The organism is Flavobacterium sp. RHBU_3 (assembly GCF_046613565.1).
Lineage (GTDB): Bacteria > Bacteroidota > Bacteroidia > Flavobacteriales > Flavobacteriaceae > Flavobacterium.
Map to the genome: position 1 here is coordinate 146,845 of NZ_JBKJHC010000010.1, position 13,470 is coordinate 160,314.

14 protein-coding genes are annotated in these 13,470 nt (G+C 41.2%); 6 read left to right on the forward strand and 8 right to left on the reverse strand.

The window, feature by feature from the left end; genetic code table 11:
* The first annotated feature begins 6 nt into the window (after positions 1-6).
* Positions 7-2,223, forward strand: a complete 2,217-nt coding sequence (locus ACLI1A_RS14835; protein ID WP_411409461.1) for a redoxin family protein — start codon at positions 7-9, stop codon at positions 2,221-2,223.
* A 122-nt stretch (positions 2,224-2,345) separates the two neighbouring features.
* Here the strand turns inward: ACLI1A_RS14835 and ACLI1A_RS14840 are convergent, their stop codons facing one another.
* Complete coding sequence (locus ACLI1A_RS14840) at positions 2,346-2,726, reverse strand: hypothetical protein (RefSeq protein ID WP_411409462.1); 381 nt, start codon at positions 2,724-2,726, stop codon at positions 2,346-2,348.
* 152 nt (positions 2,727-2,878) lie between these two features.
* On the opposite strand from ACLI1A_RS14840, the gene ACLI1A_RS14845 reads away from it, so the two are divergent.
* Positions 2,879-3,466, forward strand: coding sequence for a Crp/Fnr family transcriptional regulator (locus ACLI1A_RS14845; RefSeq protein ID WP_411409463.1), 588 nt, complete (start codon positions 2,879-2,881; stop codon positions 3,464-3,466).
* Between the two features lie 2 nt (positions 3,467-3,468).
* Here the strand turns inward: ACLI1A_RS14845 and ACLI1A_RS14850 are convergent, their stop codons facing one another.
* The 4 genes from ACLI1A_RS14850 to ACLI1A_RS14865 all read right to left on the reverse strand — a co-directional run bounded on the left by ACLI1A_RS14850 (position 3,469) and on the right by ACLI1A_RS14865 (position 6,552).
* Positions 3,469-4,125 (reverse strand): 2TM domain-containing protein, encoded by a 657-nt coding sequence (locus ACLI1A_RS14850; protein WP_411409464.1) that lies wholly within the window; start codon positions 4,123-4,125, stop codon positions 3,469-3,471.
* On the reverse strand, positions 4,116-4,436 hold the full coding sequence (locus ACLI1A_RS14855; RefSeq protein WP_411409465.1) for a 2TM domain-containing protein: 321 nt from the start codon (positions 4,434-4,436) through the stop codon (positions 4,116-4,118). The genes ACLI1A_RS14850 and ACLI1A_RS14855 overlap by 10 nt, the downstream gene beginning before the upstream one ends.
* A 124-nt stretch (positions 4,437-4,560) precedes the next feature.
* Entirely contained in the window at positions 4,561-5,904 is a 1,344-nt protein-coding gene (locus tag ACLI1A_RS14860) for a 2TM domain-containing protein (RefSeq protein ID WP_411409466.1), read from the reverse strand.
* Positions 5,905-5,922: 18 nt separating this feature from the next.
* Positions 5,923-6,552 (reverse strand): hypothetical protein, encoded by a 630-nt coding sequence (locus ACLI1A_RS14865; RefSeq protein WP_411409467.1) that lies wholly within the window; start codon positions 6,550-6,552, stop codon positions 5,923-5,925.
* Between the two features lie 417 nt (positions 6,553-6,969).
* Here ACLI1A_RS14865 and tcmP point away from each other — a divergent pair, with 417 nt between their 5' ends.
* Entirely contained in the window at positions 6,970-8,067 is a 1,098-nt protein-coding gene (gene tcmP / locus ACLI1A_RS14870; RefSeq protein WP_411409468.1) for a three-Cys-motif partner protein TcmP, read from the forward strand.
* Positions 8,064-8,807: a DUF5131 family protein gene (locus ACLI1A_RS14875; protein WP_411409469.1), complete on the forward strand. Its 744-nt coding sequence runs from the start codon at positions 8,064-8,066 to the stop codon at positions 8,805-8,807. Before tcmP ends, ACLI1A_RS14875 begins: the two co-directional genes overlap by 4 nt.
* Before the next feature lie 268 nt (positions 8,808-9,075).
* On the opposite strand, the gene ACLI1A_RS14880 is transcribed toward ACLI1A_RS14875, so the two are convergent.
* Entirely contained in the window at positions 9,076-9,675 is a 600-nt protein-coding gene (locus ACLI1A_RS14880; protein WP_411409470.1) for a DUF1684 domain-containing protein, read from the reverse strand.
* 141 nt (positions 9,676-9,816) lie between these two features.
* Here ACLI1A_RS14880 and ACLI1A_RS14885 point away from each other — a divergent pair, with 141 nt between their 5' ends.
* Positions 9,817-10,701, forward strand: coding sequence for a hypothetical protein (locus ACLI1A_RS14885; protein WP_411409471.1), 885 nt, complete (start codon positions 9,817-9,819; stop codon positions 10,699-10,701).
* The gene (locus ACLI1A_RS14890) at positions 10,685-11,179 is read left to right on the forward strand and encodes a GyrI-like domain-containing protein (protein WP_411409472.1); all 495 of its coding nucleotides are present in this window, start codon (positions 10,685-10,687) and stop codon (positions 11,177-11,179) included. The genes ACLI1A_RS14885 and ACLI1A_RS14890 overlap by 17 nt, the downstream gene beginning before the upstream one ends.
* Before the next feature lie 55 nt (positions 11,180-11,234).
* Here ACLI1A_RS14890 and ACLI1A_RS14895 read toward each other — a convergent pair whose 3' ends face one another.
* Both ACLI1A_RS14895 and ACLI1A_RS14900 read right to left on the reverse strand, forming a co-directional pair.
* Entirely contained in the window at positions 11,235-11,744 is a 510-nt protein-coding gene (locus ACLI1A_RS14895; protein WP_411409473.1) for an ankyrin repeat domain-containing protein, read from the reverse strand.
* A 6-nt stretch (positions 11,745-11,750) separates the two neighbouring features.
* Complete coding sequence (locus ACLI1A_RS14900; RefSeq protein ID WP_411409474.1) at positions 11,751-13,274, reverse strand: catalase; 1,524 nt, start codon at positions 13,272-13,274, stop codon at positions 11,751-11,753.
* Positions 13,275-13,470 lie beyond the last annotated feature (196 nt).

Consider the following 13,470-nt stretch of genomic DNA (forward strand, 5'->3'; position numbering starts at 1 on the left):
CCGATTATGAATACGTTTACTACAGCCCTTAAGGGCGAATACATAAAAAAGAAAGGCACCGGGCTGTTTTGGCTGGCTGCCGGTATGGGGGCTTTTATGCCTATAGTATATGCAATTGTAATGATTGTACAATACACCATGGGCAGCGAAAAAGCCGATGCTATACCTTATAATTACTTCACTAAAATAATGGAAGAAATGCTGGGCGGTTATGCACAATTTTTCTTTCCGCTGTTTATTATTATAGCCGTAAGCCGTATTACCCAGACCGACCACCGCAACGGGGGCTGGCAGCTTATGGAAACCCAACCCATAAAGCGATGGGATATTTATAGCGCCAAGCTTACCATGATACTTACGGCCAATCTTATTTCTATACTGTCGCTTATTATCATGAGCTATGTGGGCGGCGGTATTACGCTGTTGTTTACCGAAGCACCTAAGGCAGCTACCTTTGGCTTTGAAGCAGGTGCCGTACTAAAAATAGTACTGAGGCTGTTTGTAACCGGGTTGTTTTTTACCGCGCTGCAATACATGATTTCGGTATTAATACCCAGCTTCGTATGGAGTATCCTTATCGGCTTCTTTATGCTGCTGGGCTACCTGTTCCTTTCATTGTTTAAAGTGTTGCCGGCATGGTACCCGCTAAACGTTATAGGCCACGTAGCCGATTTTAAAAAGGGCAGCGAACTGGGTTATCCTATTACCATAACAGAGTTGGCTTCTTTGGTTTTAGCCATTCTTATGGTGTATATCGGTTTTAACTGGTACAGGCATAAAGGATTTAAGGCTGCTTTTTTTGGAAGTGGAAAACGCATAGGTGCATTTATTGCAACACTGGTAGTAACCCTGGGAATAACAGCCTTTATGTTTAGCCCCAAAAGCACAGCCCGCCATAACAAAACCATAATAAGTGGTGCTATAGACAGTAAAAACAAAATCCACAGCATAGTAATTACCGACCTGTTTATTAGCGATACCATAGCCATAATACCGGTTACAGATAATAAATTCCATTATGAATTAAAGCAGGATATACCTCTGGATTCTTACCGCTTTGTACTGGACAACGGCCTTAACGGCAATATTATTTTTGGCACTAAAGACAGTATTAACATTAATGTAAAACAATACGGCAAAGCACTGGAAACCAAAGTTACCGGTACAAGGCTGGCCGAAAACGCATTTAATGAAAAGCAAACACCGGCGTTTAGCATGGTACAGTTTTCGCTTGATTCTAATTCAAATCTTGACAATGTAACGTCTTTTAGCAGCCAACTCTATAAAGAGTGGAAAGAGGACATGGAAGAAACCAGTAAATTCCGCACTGCTGATAACTACGTTCCGGGGCCGGATTACATAACCAAGCTAAAAAAAATACGCACCCTTACCTTCCTGAACTACTGGCAGGATTTCCTAAAAAAACGCAAGGTAATGTTCCCGGGTAAAGCAACTACTGAGAATGCCGACATTGCCGAAGTAAAGAAAATGGTACCGCTTGATGATGCATCGATGCTGGGTAGTGAAGACTATTTTAATTACGTGCGCAGCCTTATGATTTTTAAGGACGAAACAGATACCGATGAAAACACCAAAGCGCTGCACGCCATAGCCAAACTGAAACCGGGCATCTTTAAAGACAAAATGATGGTATGGCAGCTGCGCAACAGTTTGCGCGAAGCAAGTGATGCATCTGAACGCGAAACGCTGGTTAACGACTATGCCCACACGTTTACAAACGGGCACTTTACACAAAATGTACTGGCACTAAACAAAACCCTGGGCGGTATAGACAAAGGTAAATCTGCCCCGGCTATAGCCCTAAGCGACCTTAAAGGTGTACCCGTTTCACTGGAACAGTTTAAAGGAAAATACCTGGCCATAGATGTATGGGCTACGTGGTGCGGGCCATGCAGGCAGGAATCACCTTACTTTGAAAAACTGGCTATTAAATATAAAGGAGAAAACATACAGTTTGCCGCCATAAGTACAGATCAACAGATGGACAAGTGGTTCCTTGAAGCCAAACTTAAAAGCAAAAGCGTGCTGCAACTGCACAGTGACAACGGAGACAAGTTTAGCGAAGACTATGATATACAGGGCATACCACGCTTTATACTTATAGATAATGAAGGCAATATAGTAAATGCCGATATGCCACGCCCAAGCGAAAAAACCTTTGAACAGGTTATCCGCCGCGAACTGGGCATGAAGGAGTTGTAAACTAACTTGCCTGAGAGGATATATTTAGCCACGAATTACACGAAACACACTAATTCAAAAATTGTGATTGTTCGTGTAATTCGTGGCTAAACAATTAAATACACCAATGATTATATAAAACTTTATTTTTCCTTTATATAGACTCCTTTCACATTTAAAGCTTTAAACAACTTAGGATATGGACCATCTTTTTTCACATCCCATATGCGGACAACCGTGGTATCTGATGTAACAACTCCATAAAATTGAGGTTGTTCACCTCTAAAAGTCCGTGATTCATCAAGTAGTAAAAACCGATAGGTTTTATTAACCTCAAGCTTACTAAAAGAGCTGTCTACAATAATTGAATCATTATCATTTACAATTAACCCAAATTCATTATTGTCGTTCTTTATTACAATATAGCTCTCATTTTCAATGTTTTTTATAGCGTTAACTTTCCAATAGGAAAATTCCTGATTAAGAATAAAGAAACTAAAAACAAGAGATAAAATTAATTTCATAATTACATATTGGTTGTTTAAACGTACAAGCAATTTACAGGCTTTATATAAGCTTTTAAAATTTAAACCATAAAATATTTAAATTTTGAAAAACCGAATTTTGAAAAATTTCGTGGCTATCTTCTTATATTTGTGTAAACCTCTCACGCATTATGGACCCGTATACCCAGATAAACAAGAACATTAGCCGCTACGTAAACTTTTCGGATGAAGAGCTGGATATTTTTAATTCGCTACTGGAATTTAAAAAAGTGCCTAAGAAAACCATTATGCTGCACGAAGGCGACATTTGTACCTTTGAAGCTTTTGTAATTAAAGGCTGTGTGCGTAAGTATTATATAGACGGCAACGGGTTTGAGGTAATACTGCAGTTTGCCATAGAAGATGCCTGGGTGGGCGATATATCCAGTAGTGCTTACGACCAGAAACCCAGCAAGCTGTACATTGAAACGCTTGAAGACTGTGAATTCCTGTCGTTTAACCCCGATACTAAGGAGCAGCTTTTTGAATTGGCTCCCCGTTTTGAGCGTGCCTTCCGTATACTGGTGCAGCGCCACCTGTGGGTTACCCAAAACAGGCTTATTAATACCATTAGTAAAACCGCGCTGGACAAGTACCTTGAGTTCCTGGAAATGTACCCTACCCTGCCACAGCGCGTGGCTCAGCATTATATAGCCTCTTACCTGGGTATTTCGGCGGAGTTTTTAAGTAAGACCCGCGCCAAGCTTGCCAAACAGTAAGCTTACTCCCACTTGGTAGATGTGTGGCTTCTGTCCTGTTTTTCCAGGTATTCTTTCATTTTACGTTCTTCCCAGCCCTTACCCAGCAAAGCATCGGTGCCAAAAACACCAAAGGCATGAAACACAACACCTATTCCCCAAAAGAAGGCTGTACTGAATGTTTGAAACGTAAAGAACTCTTCGCCGGCATCAAGGTTAAACCATTTCATGGCCAGCATTATGGTGTTTACCATTATATAAATCATAAAGTGCTTGTAAAAACCCTTTACCGATTTTACTCTTTTACGGGCCCTGTCATATTTTGCCTGTTCTTCAAATGATATATTTTCCATAGTAGTATATTGTTTTATTTTTTGAAACTGAACCTCCTGGTTCTCTATATTGTTTTGTAAAAGTTTTTTTTCGCATTCGTGACTAAAAAACAGCCTGTATCCGTATAGCCACAGCCAGTGACCTAAAAGCCCGATTCCGGCAAACACTATTGTTATAAAAAGTGAGGTATCCCAAAAGCTGTCGGGTAACCCGAATTTAAAGAACTTCCCTGTAAGCAATAGCCCGTTTACACATACATACGCCATAACGTGCATGTAAAAACTGCGTACCTGCCATACCCTTTTCAGGGCTTCATCGGCAGCATTATACGATTTGTTTATTCCCATAACCCGTCTTTTTTAGCATTGGTGCTCACGTCTTCTTCCTTATCTAGGTACTCTTTCATTTTACGTTCTTCCCAGCCTGCTCCCAGGAAAGGCATTACGTTAAAGGCATTAAGCCCGTGTATCAGCAACCCGGTGCCCCAGCCCAGTAATGAGAACCAAAACCAGTGGAACTCCGGCGTGAATATTACATTGGTAATAATAAGCCCAGGTACAACAATGCAGTAGCACAACAGGTTAATGTAAAACCCCTTGATTTCCTTCACCCTTTTCTTAGCCCTTTTATAGGCTTCCTGTTCGTTTATATGATTCATGACTGACTCCATTTTTGATTGTGATATGATGATGATGATTTAATTGTTATTCTGTTCGTTGTTTACTGTTCATTGTTATGGCAGAGTGGCAACAACAAACCATGAACAATGAACTATAAACATTTTACCTCCAGCGGTTGTTTTTTTCCTTTTCCATAAGGCTGCGAATTTTTCGTTCCTCCCAGTCGCGCCCCATAAAGGGTATAATATGGAAGATACTCATGGCGTGCGCCGCCAGCCCGAAGCCCCACCCCAGCGCAGGCCATAAGAACCAAAGGTACTGCGGGCTGGTAGTTAAGTTCAGTATGGTAAGGCCGGTAATTATTACCAAATAAGAAAACAGGTGGCTGTAAAAACCCCTAATGTTTTCTACATGTTTCAGGGCTTTGTTATAACGTTCCTGGTCTTCAGTAAATACGGGTTCCATAATAGTAACTTGTTTTGTTAGCATGGGTAGTTTTACGGTAAAATATTTCTCGTCCTGTTCTATCTGCACCTTGCGGGCAGTAATAATTGCGTATCGGCTAAAAATGTTTTGCAGCCCCACCCCACGGCGGTCTTGCAGTACCTCTTTTTTCTGGTAATCGTTTTGTACCACCAGGTAGCCGTTTTGTTCGAATATCCTGATGTGCAATGGCTTTTGCTGACTCACCACATTGTGCTTTACCGTGTTTTCCAGCAACAACTGTAGCGAAAGCGGCACCACCATGGCTTCGGGATTTTCAAGCTTTTCGGGCAGTTCGTAGAACAAACTGTTTTCAAAGCGCATTTTCAGCAGGTTCATGTAGGTCTTGGCAAAGGCAAGCTCCTCCTCCACACTCACCAGCTCTTTATCCTTCTGTTCCAGTACATAACGGTACACCTTACTGAGCGACGTGGTAAACTTCTGCGCGCTCTCTGGGTTTTCCTCTATAAGCGAACTGAGCACATTAAGGCTGTTAAACAAAAAGTGCGGATCTATCTGGTTTTTAAGCGTTTCAAACTTAGCCGAGGCCGTACCCGCTATTATTTTTTGTTGCTTCAGGCGGTTTTCCTGATACTGCTTATAAAAGTAAAACGCATGCAGCGAAAGGGTTACAATCAGCGTAATACTTATAGCCACGTAGTAATTTTCTATGCGCTCTTCGGCAAAAAAACGTGACAGCGGCTTGCCCTCCATTACTACATCCTCAAATATCCTGAGCAGGAAAATAATGACAGACGACACCGAAAACGAACACAAAAACCCTACGAAACTGCGCTTTACCGATACCCGGCTCCCCGCAAAAATACGGTCCATAAGTTTATACACCCCGGTGTTAGCCAGGTGCAGTAAAACCGAATACAACATGATGTAAAAGAACTGTACCAGCAGCACATAGTCGAACCCGGGGCGGTAACCGCCGGCTACATTAACCAGCAGCAGTGCTACAAAAACTATAATCCCCAGCACAAAAGACCGCAACAGCTCCCTTAACAAAAATTTCATATTCAGTAATTTACAATATTATTTCTTTTCACCGCACTGCGCCATTGTGGCTTCGGCGCGGTCTTTACCCCATGTAGGGTGAAACGGCGTTTCAGGCTTAAAGTTAGCAAAAAGAGTTAGTGAACGCTCTACCTGTGCGCAAATAGGCTTGGTATCGGTACCAAAATACTTAGCCGAACCCAAATCATACTCTGCTTTACAGAACACCACACGCGGGTTTTCCGGCGATATCATGGCGGCTTTGGCATAGGTTTCGTTTACCTTCTGGCCGTATTTCATTCCGTTTGTCATAGGGTCATACACTATCCAGGCGGTGTATATCATGGCTTGCATTACCAGCAGTTCAGCATTGTTTTCAGACAGTAGGCTGGCAGCATCCTGGGCAGCCTGGGCCTTAATAAGCAGGGCGCTAATGGTTTGTTTATCCTTGGTTTGGAAAGCCGCCGTAGTGTTTACCAGCGCTACATAATAACTGGGCAACCAGTTGTCTTTCTCTACCGCCGCTATGCGCTCAAACATGGCCGAAGCCTCGGTAGACTTGCCCTCGCCCCACAGGCCGAACGCTTTTTTCATACCGGTTTCGTATTGTGTTTGTGCGGTAAGCATGCCGCAGATAAAAAGAAAAGCTGTAGTAATAATGCGTATCATAATTGTCAGATTTAATGGTTGTTATATTTTGATGAAGCAAAGATGCAAACATTTTCCTGCCCTTAAAAATACGAATTACCGAACTGTAGAAAAACAAGGATGAATTGTAAAATTAAGAGCCGCTGAGCTTTTAAGCCTCTTAGCGGCTTAACCAAAAGGCGTAATAAGTCCTATTATTATCTATTATTGTGCGTTTTTTTTGACTGGTTGTAGTGGAGGAATGGGTTTGGTACGGATGAGGAAAAGGGAGTGATTTTGTGGGGTGATTGTCGCATAAAACAAAAAAAAAAAAAAAAAATAGTTGAAAAAAATCATTTAACTAATTTTTTTCTTATATTTGATTATTACTTTCTTTTTGCTTAACAAAAAAAATATTTTCATAATTTTCACATTAACCAACATGCACACAAATAAGTTATGGCAAAAGATTTATTTTCTAAACCTTTTGATGAAGGAACAAACGCCAAATTAGAAATCTTCAAGCTTTATTTAAGAGAATGGCTACCTGTGTTTATCTCTTCGTATGAGAAAAGATTTTGGAGTACAATTTTTATATATGATTTTTTTGCAGGTGAAGGAAAAGATTCGATTGGCAATCATGGCAGTCCATTAGTTATATTGGATGTATTGAAAGAATACGAGGCATTAGTAAAACAAACTAAGGTAAAAATCAAAATAATCTTTAATGAAAAAGAAAAAGTAAGTCTAGATAGATTGAAAGCAAATATTAAAGACTTTGGTTATAATGAAGAAACTGTGGAAATTGTTTATTACAACAAACCTTTTCAAGATTTTTTTAAAGAAATTTATCCAAAGATGATGCTCAACACTGAATATCCAAGATTAATGTTCTTGGATCAGTACGGTATTAAAGAGATTACAAGCGAAATATTTAAAAAGTTAATCTCTTTCAAAAGAACTGATTTCATCTTTTTTATTTCATCTTCGTTCATTAGAAGATTTAAAGAGTTAGATGAGTTCAAAAATTACATAAGTATAACAAAAGAAAAATTTGATGAAACAAAACCATTTCATAGTCATCGAGTTGTTTTTGACTATTACAAATCCCTGATAAGCACTGATTATATGCTTGCTCCATTTTCAATAAAGAAAGGCATTAATATTTATGGCCTAATATTTGGTTCAAATCATTCATTAGGGCTAGAAAAATTCTTAAATGTTGCTTGGAAAATTAATCCTCATACTGGTGATGCTAACTTTAATATTGATGAAGAAAATATTATAAAAGGACAAGTTTCACTATTTGAAGAAGACAATAAAATAAAAAAGATTAGTTTTTACGAGAATGAATTGGAAAATCTTATTCTTTCAAAAAAAATTGTGACTTTACACAAATGCTATCTATACACTTTGGAATACGGCTGCCTTCCAAAACATTGTAACAAGGTTTTAGTTCAACTACAAAAGAATAATAAAATTGCAGCTTTAAACACTCGTTCTCAAAAAATCCATAATTTGGCTCCGCCAAATGATGCAAATATTGTTTTAATATGAAATATTCAAAAATAGAGTGGACAGAAGCAACATGGAATCCCTCAACAGGATGTAATAAAGTTACTGCCGGTTGCAAACACTGCTATGCTGAAACAATGGCTAAAAGACTTCAGGCCATGGGTACTCCTGGGTATGAGAACGGATTTGAATTCACACTAATGCCCGACAGATTGGAACTTCCTAAGAAGATTAAGAAGCCTACAAAATTCTTTGTGAACTCTATGAGCGATTTATTTCACGAGAAAATGCCTTATGAATATTTAGACCGGGTATTTAAAGTTATTAGAGAAACTCCCCAACATCAATATCAAATACTAACTAAGCGCGAAGAAATCCTAGCGGATTATTTCAAAACACGTTTAGTTCCTGATAATGTTTGGTTAGGAGTTACTGTTGAATTTGCAAAAACAAAAAACAGGATAGATTATCTAAGAAAAATTAATGCTAAGATTCGATTTCTGTCTATTGAACCGTTAATAGATGCTGTTGGTGAATTGGATTTAACAGGCATTCACTGGGTAATTGTTGGAGGTGAAAGTGGGCATAAAGCACGCCCAATGAATCCTGAATGGGCTATAGACATTCAAAGACAATGTGATGAACAAGGCGTATCATTTTTCTTTAAGCAGTGGGGTACTTGGGGTGAAGATGGTGTAAAAAGAAGTAAAAAAGCTAATGGAAGAATTTTACTAGGTCAAGAATGGAATGAAGAACCAACACCTATCGTTGTAAACTTCTAATTATACACCTCTTTATTGGCCAAACTTAAAGATTCTACTTACTCTAAATCAAGCCACGCACAATGCGTCTCTACTAAACACACCCCTAACCCCTCTCAAGAGGGGAAAAGCTTCACTCATTCACTGTAGCTTCCATCAACCATCAACCATCAACCATCAACTAACAACCATCAACTAACAACCATCAACTAACAACCATCAACCATCAACTAACAACCATCAACTAACAACCATCAACTAACAACCATCAACCATCAACCAAAAAAACCTACTTCTTATACGCCTTTACCCCGGCTTCAATTTTTAGTTGCAGGTAATTGCCCGTGGGCGGTATGGGGCAACTGTAGTCGTGGTTGTAGGCGCAGTACGGGTTGTACGCCCTGTTAAAATCAATCTGTATAGTGGTGCCCTGCGGCATGCGCAGGTCTATGTAGCGGCCTCCGGCATAGCTGCCCTCGCCATTGGTGTCGTCGGTAAACGGTAAAAACAGGTAGTCCTTGTACTCCTCGCGCTTTATAAGGTCCATGCTTTGGTACACATCCAGCTTGCAGGCCTTGCCCTCAACGGTAAAACGCAGTTCGCCGTACTTTACATACTGGCGGGTTTGGCCGTCGGTAGTAGCCATAGCAAAGGGTTTTTCGTTTGGCGTGCGTGTTAGCGTAGCGGTAACACAGTATTTAAGGTCTACCGGGTAAAAGGCCAGCGCCTTAAATGCCTTACGGTCTTTTTTGGTAAGCGGCGAGGTTTTAGGATTAGCATACTCCTCGTTCAGTTTTTTTTGTGCTTCCAGCGAGGCTGCCTTGCTGCAATCCTGCGCGTATGTAAGTGATATAATAGACAATGCCGCTATGGCAAACAGTTTTTTCATGAACCTGATTTTTACCAAAAGTAAGGATTTAGGCCGTAACGCCAAGGATTTTGCAAATCGGCCGCTTTAAAATGGCGCAATATTTGTGCGGGTAAGCGCGTTTTAATTATTATTTTTACAGAAAAACCACCATTGTTTTTTATGATACAAAAATTACGCTTCGGCTTGTTGCTGCTTATGCTTACCGGTGCCGCCACCGCACAGAATAAAAAGCTGAAAACCCAACACATAACCAATCCCTGCGCTAAAGAGGAAATTACCCTGAACTACGATAAAAAAGGTAAACTTACTGAGGAGGTAAACAAAACGACTACAGCCAAAGGTAAGGTGGTGGTAAACCGCACCCTGTACAAATACCAGGAAAACAACCCCGTACTGGTGCAGTTTGTATGCAACGACACCCTGGTAAGCGAGGAAGCCAGTGAATACATGAATGGCGACCTGGTGCATTTTCGCCGCACCGTAAAGGGCAGCCTGGTGCTCGATGAAGCGTATACCTATAAAAAGGGTAAGGTACTCAGTATAATTTCTACCACGCCAAAGGGCATGATTACCAAAACGGTAAAGTACGACAACGGCCTTAAAATGAAGGAAACCACAAGCCGTTCGGGTGAAATTATTATAGCGGTAGAGCGCGAATTTACCCACGGCAATGCCAAGACGGTGCAGTATTTTTCGGCTCCGGTTACTAACACCCCACAAATGATTAAGGAGTTTGTATTTGACTACGATGGCAATGTTATAGACGAGCGCACCATTATAAAAGGTGTGGAAACCGAGCGTGTAATACAGCGTTATGAAAAAGGCAGGCAGGCACTCCATAAAGAATTTCACTACAGTAACCCGGTATACGAAATGCAGTACGACGAACGCGGGAATCCGCTACGCGAGGAAAATTTTGATACGGGCGAGGTTACACTATACGACAGCAAGTTTAACCCTAACCACGACCTGAAAGAGGTAAAGGTGTTTAAAAACGATAAGGAGCAGTGCGTAAAGATGGTAGAAAATGAATACTGGGATTAACCTTTCATTACCCGAAATAACCACCTTCCCCGAAACAAGGCTTGTGGGTATGCACAGCACCATGAGCTTTGCACAAAACACCACTCCCCTGCTATGGCAAACCTTTATGCCGCGCCGTAAGGAAGTGCCGGCAGTCGACGCTAACCTGTTTTCGGTGCAACTGTACCCGCAAGGTTTCTTTGAGCAGTTTAACCCCAATGCGCATTTTGAAAAATGGGCAGCTGTGGCGGTGCCAAACGATGCTGTTGTTCCACAGGGTATGGATGCACTTACCCTTCCGGGCGGATTGTACGCTGTTTTTCACTACAAAGGCAATCCTACCAATGGCTCAGAAGTGTTTCGGTATATTTTAGGCGAATGGCTACCGCAAAGCGGTTATACTCTTGATGCGCGCCCGCATTTTGAAATCCTTGGCGAACGTTATAAAAATAATTCAGATGATAGCGAAGAGGATATTTACATCCCTATCTGTGTATAAAACAACAGGGCAGCTTAAATAAGCTGCCCTGTTTTATTTCAGTGGTTTTACACAACTACTTTAGCAGCTGTATCATTTCTTCGTTTTCCTGTATACGCGCGTGGTCCAGTGCTGTTTTACCAAAACTGTCCTTAACAGTACGGTCGGCACCGGCGGCAAGGAGCAGCTTTACAATATCAGTATGCCCAAAGGTTGCTGCAAAAATAAGCGCAGGCGCATTATTTAAGTTCACCTTGTTTACATCGGCCTTATGCTGAATAAGTAATTCGGACAATTTGGTATAGCCTTTAAAGGCAGCTCCCATAAGTGCTGTATTACCGGTTTTATCGGCGGCGTTAACATTGGCTCCGTTTTCTATAAGAAAAGTAGCTGCATCAACACTGTTATTATACACCGCAATTATAAGGGGCGTAAATCCCCTGTCATCGGCTTTATTAAAATTAGCGCCGGTAGCTTTAAGTTGCGCCAGTGCCGCAACATCGTTGTTGCGCGCCGCCAAAATAGCATCTTGTGCAAAGGCTGTACTACAGCATACCAGCAGGCATATAAGGATAAAACGTTTCATAGTGTATTAGTTCTGGATTAGTTTTTCAAGTTCCTCACGGGTCATTTTCAGTTCCTTGGCAAGGCGGGTTCCGTATTCAAAGTCGGCCTGGTAGAAGTACGAAATCATTTTGGCTACCACTTTTTTATCCCTTACCTGTTTTAGCGCCCCCGAAAGATTGAATACAAGCGCATCCTTATCTTTTTTACTGAACGAACGGTATAGTGCGCCCGCCTGTGCAAAATCATTTGGTTTAGAAATTTTGGCCTGGGTGGTTTCTACACCGTTAAATAATGATTTAGAGTATTTAAACTTAGGTGAATCTACCACACCCGGCTTAGAAGCCGATGGCTGGTAGTTTACGTCGCCGCTTTGTTTGCGCATACTCATTACACCATCCTGGTTATAAGTGGTTACAGCTACTTTAGGAGCATTAACCGGCAGCTGCTGAAAGTTTCCGCCCAGGCGGTAGCGTTGTGTATCAAAATAAGAGAAAAGACGGCCTTGCAGTAGCTTGTCTTCACTCGGCTCTATACCCGGAACCAGCGTACCCGGCGCAAAAGCCGACTGCTCTACCTCCTGGAAAAAGTTATCAGGATTTTGGTTCAGAGTCATGGTACCCACAAGTACCGGTTTTGCAACACTTTCTGGCCACACTTTGGTTACATCTACCGGATTGAAGTCCAGTTTATCAAAATCTTCCTTTTTAAGCATTTGTACATACAAATCCCATTTCGGGAAGTTGCCTGCCGCAATAGCACTCCTTAAATCCAGTGTAGCGTGTTCTATCAGCGTACTCTGAATTTTGTTAGCCTCGTCCTGAGACAGGTTGCGCTCTCCCTGTTTCGATTTCCAGGTGTATTTTACGTAAGTTACTTCACCTTTGTCGTTTATCCATTTAAAGGCATGTACGCCAGATCCGTTCATTTCCCTGTAGTTTGCCGGAATACCGTAATCTGAAAACAGCCATGTAAGCATGTGTGTAGCCTCAGGTATGTTTGCAAAGAAATCGAAAACGCGGTTAGGATCACAAGCACCGTTTGTTACCGGTGATGGCTTAAATGCATGAACCATATCCGGGAATTTAATGGCATCACGAATAAAAAACACGGGCAGGTTATTACCTACAAGGTCATAATTCCCTTGGTCTGTGTAGAATTTTACGGCAAAACCACGTGGGTCGCGGTAGGTTTCGGGGGAGCCCTTAGGGTGTACCACGGTAGAAAAACGGACAAACACCGGTGTTTTTTTACCGGCCTGGTTAAGAAAAGTAGCTTTAGTAACATCAGAAAAATCTGCTGCTGCCACAAACTCACCGTAGGCACCGGCTCCACGGGCGTGCACTACCCTTTCCGGGATGCGTTCCCTGTCAAAAGCGGCAAGCTTTTCTATAAGATGCACGTCTTCAAGTAACACCTGGCCATCGTTTCCTATGGTTTTGGAGTTTTGATTGTCGCCCACAGGTGCTCCTGTATTAGTAGTAAGCGCCTGTGAAAATGAGGTTGCCGTAATAACAAACAACCCGCCTGAAAGTATAATTTTTTTCAGCATTGTTAATTGGGTTTAAAATTAAACTGGTCAAAAGTACTTTTCAGCAGGGGTGCATTTTACAATCGTTAATCGAAAGAATTTATATTACTATTTGGGAATAATATTGCCAAAGGACATTTTGTTAAATATTTCTCAGTTTATTAAAGAGATTATTTTTACAGAACAGTTAACATTAACAGTCTCTCATCTATTATCT

What these genes read in the sequence shown, in the direction of transcription:
- ACLI1A_RS14880 (WP_411409470.1), bottom strand. Translation starts at nt 9,675, where the DNA reads ATGAAAAAACTGTTTGCCATAGCGGCATTGTCTATTATATCACTTACA.
- ACLI1A_RS14895 (WP_411409473.1), bottom strand. Translation starts at nt 11,744, where the DNA reads ATGAAACGTTTTATCCTTATATGCCTGCTGGTATGCTGTAGTACAGCC.
- ACLI1A_RS14900 (WP_411409474.1), bottom strand. Translation starts at nt 13,274, where the DNA reads ATGCTGAAAAAAATTATACTTTCAGGCGGGTTGTTTGTTATTACGGCA.
- ACLI1A_RS14875 (WP_411409469.1), top strand. Translation starts at nt 8,064, where the DNA reads ATGAAATATTCAAAAATAGAGTGGACAGAAGCAACATGGAATCCCTCA.
- tcmP (WP_411409468.1), top strand. Translation starts at nt 6,970, where the DNA reads ATGGCAAAAGATTTATTTTCTAAACCTTTTGATGAAGGAACAAACGCC.
- ACLI1A_RS14845 (WP_411409463.1), top strand. Translation starts at nt 2,879, where the DNA reads ATGGACCCGTATACCCAGATAAACAAGAACATTAGCCGCTACGTAAAC.
- ACLI1A_RS14865 (WP_411409467.1), bottom strand. Translation starts at nt 6,552, where the DNA reads ATGATACGCATTATTACTACAGCTTTTCTTTTTATCTGCGGCATGCTT.
- ACLI1A_RS14860 (WP_411409466.1), bottom strand. Translation starts at nt 5,904, where the DNA reads ATGAAATTTTTGTTAAGGGAGCTGTTGCGGTCTTTTGTGCTGGGGATT.
- ACLI1A_RS14890 (WP_411409472.1), top strand. Translation starts at nt 10,685, where the DNA reads ATGAATACTGGGATTAACCTTTCATTACCCGAAATAACCACCTTCCCC.
- ACLI1A_RS14850 (WP_411409464.1), bottom strand. Translation starts at nt 4,125, where the DNA reads ATGGGAATAAACAAATCGTATAATGCTGCCGATGAAGCCCTGAAAAGG.
- ACLI1A_RS14855 (WP_411409465.1), bottom strand. Translation starts at nt 4,436, where the DNA reads ATGAATCATATAAACGAACAGGAAGCCTATAAAAGGGCTAAGAAAAGG.
- ACLI1A_RS14835 (WP_411409461.1), top strand. Translation starts at nt 7, where the DNA reads ATGAATACGTTTACTACAGCCCTTAAGGGCGAATACATAAAAAAGAAA.
- ACLI1A_RS14885 (WP_411409471.1), top strand. Translation starts at nt 9,817, where the DNA reads ATGATACAAAAATTACGCTTCGGCTTGTTGCTGCTTATGCTTACCGGT.
- ACLI1A_RS14840 (WP_411409462.1), bottom strand. Translation starts at nt 2,726, where the DNA reads ATGAAATTAATTTTATCTCTTGTTTTTAGTTTCTTTATTCTTAATCAG.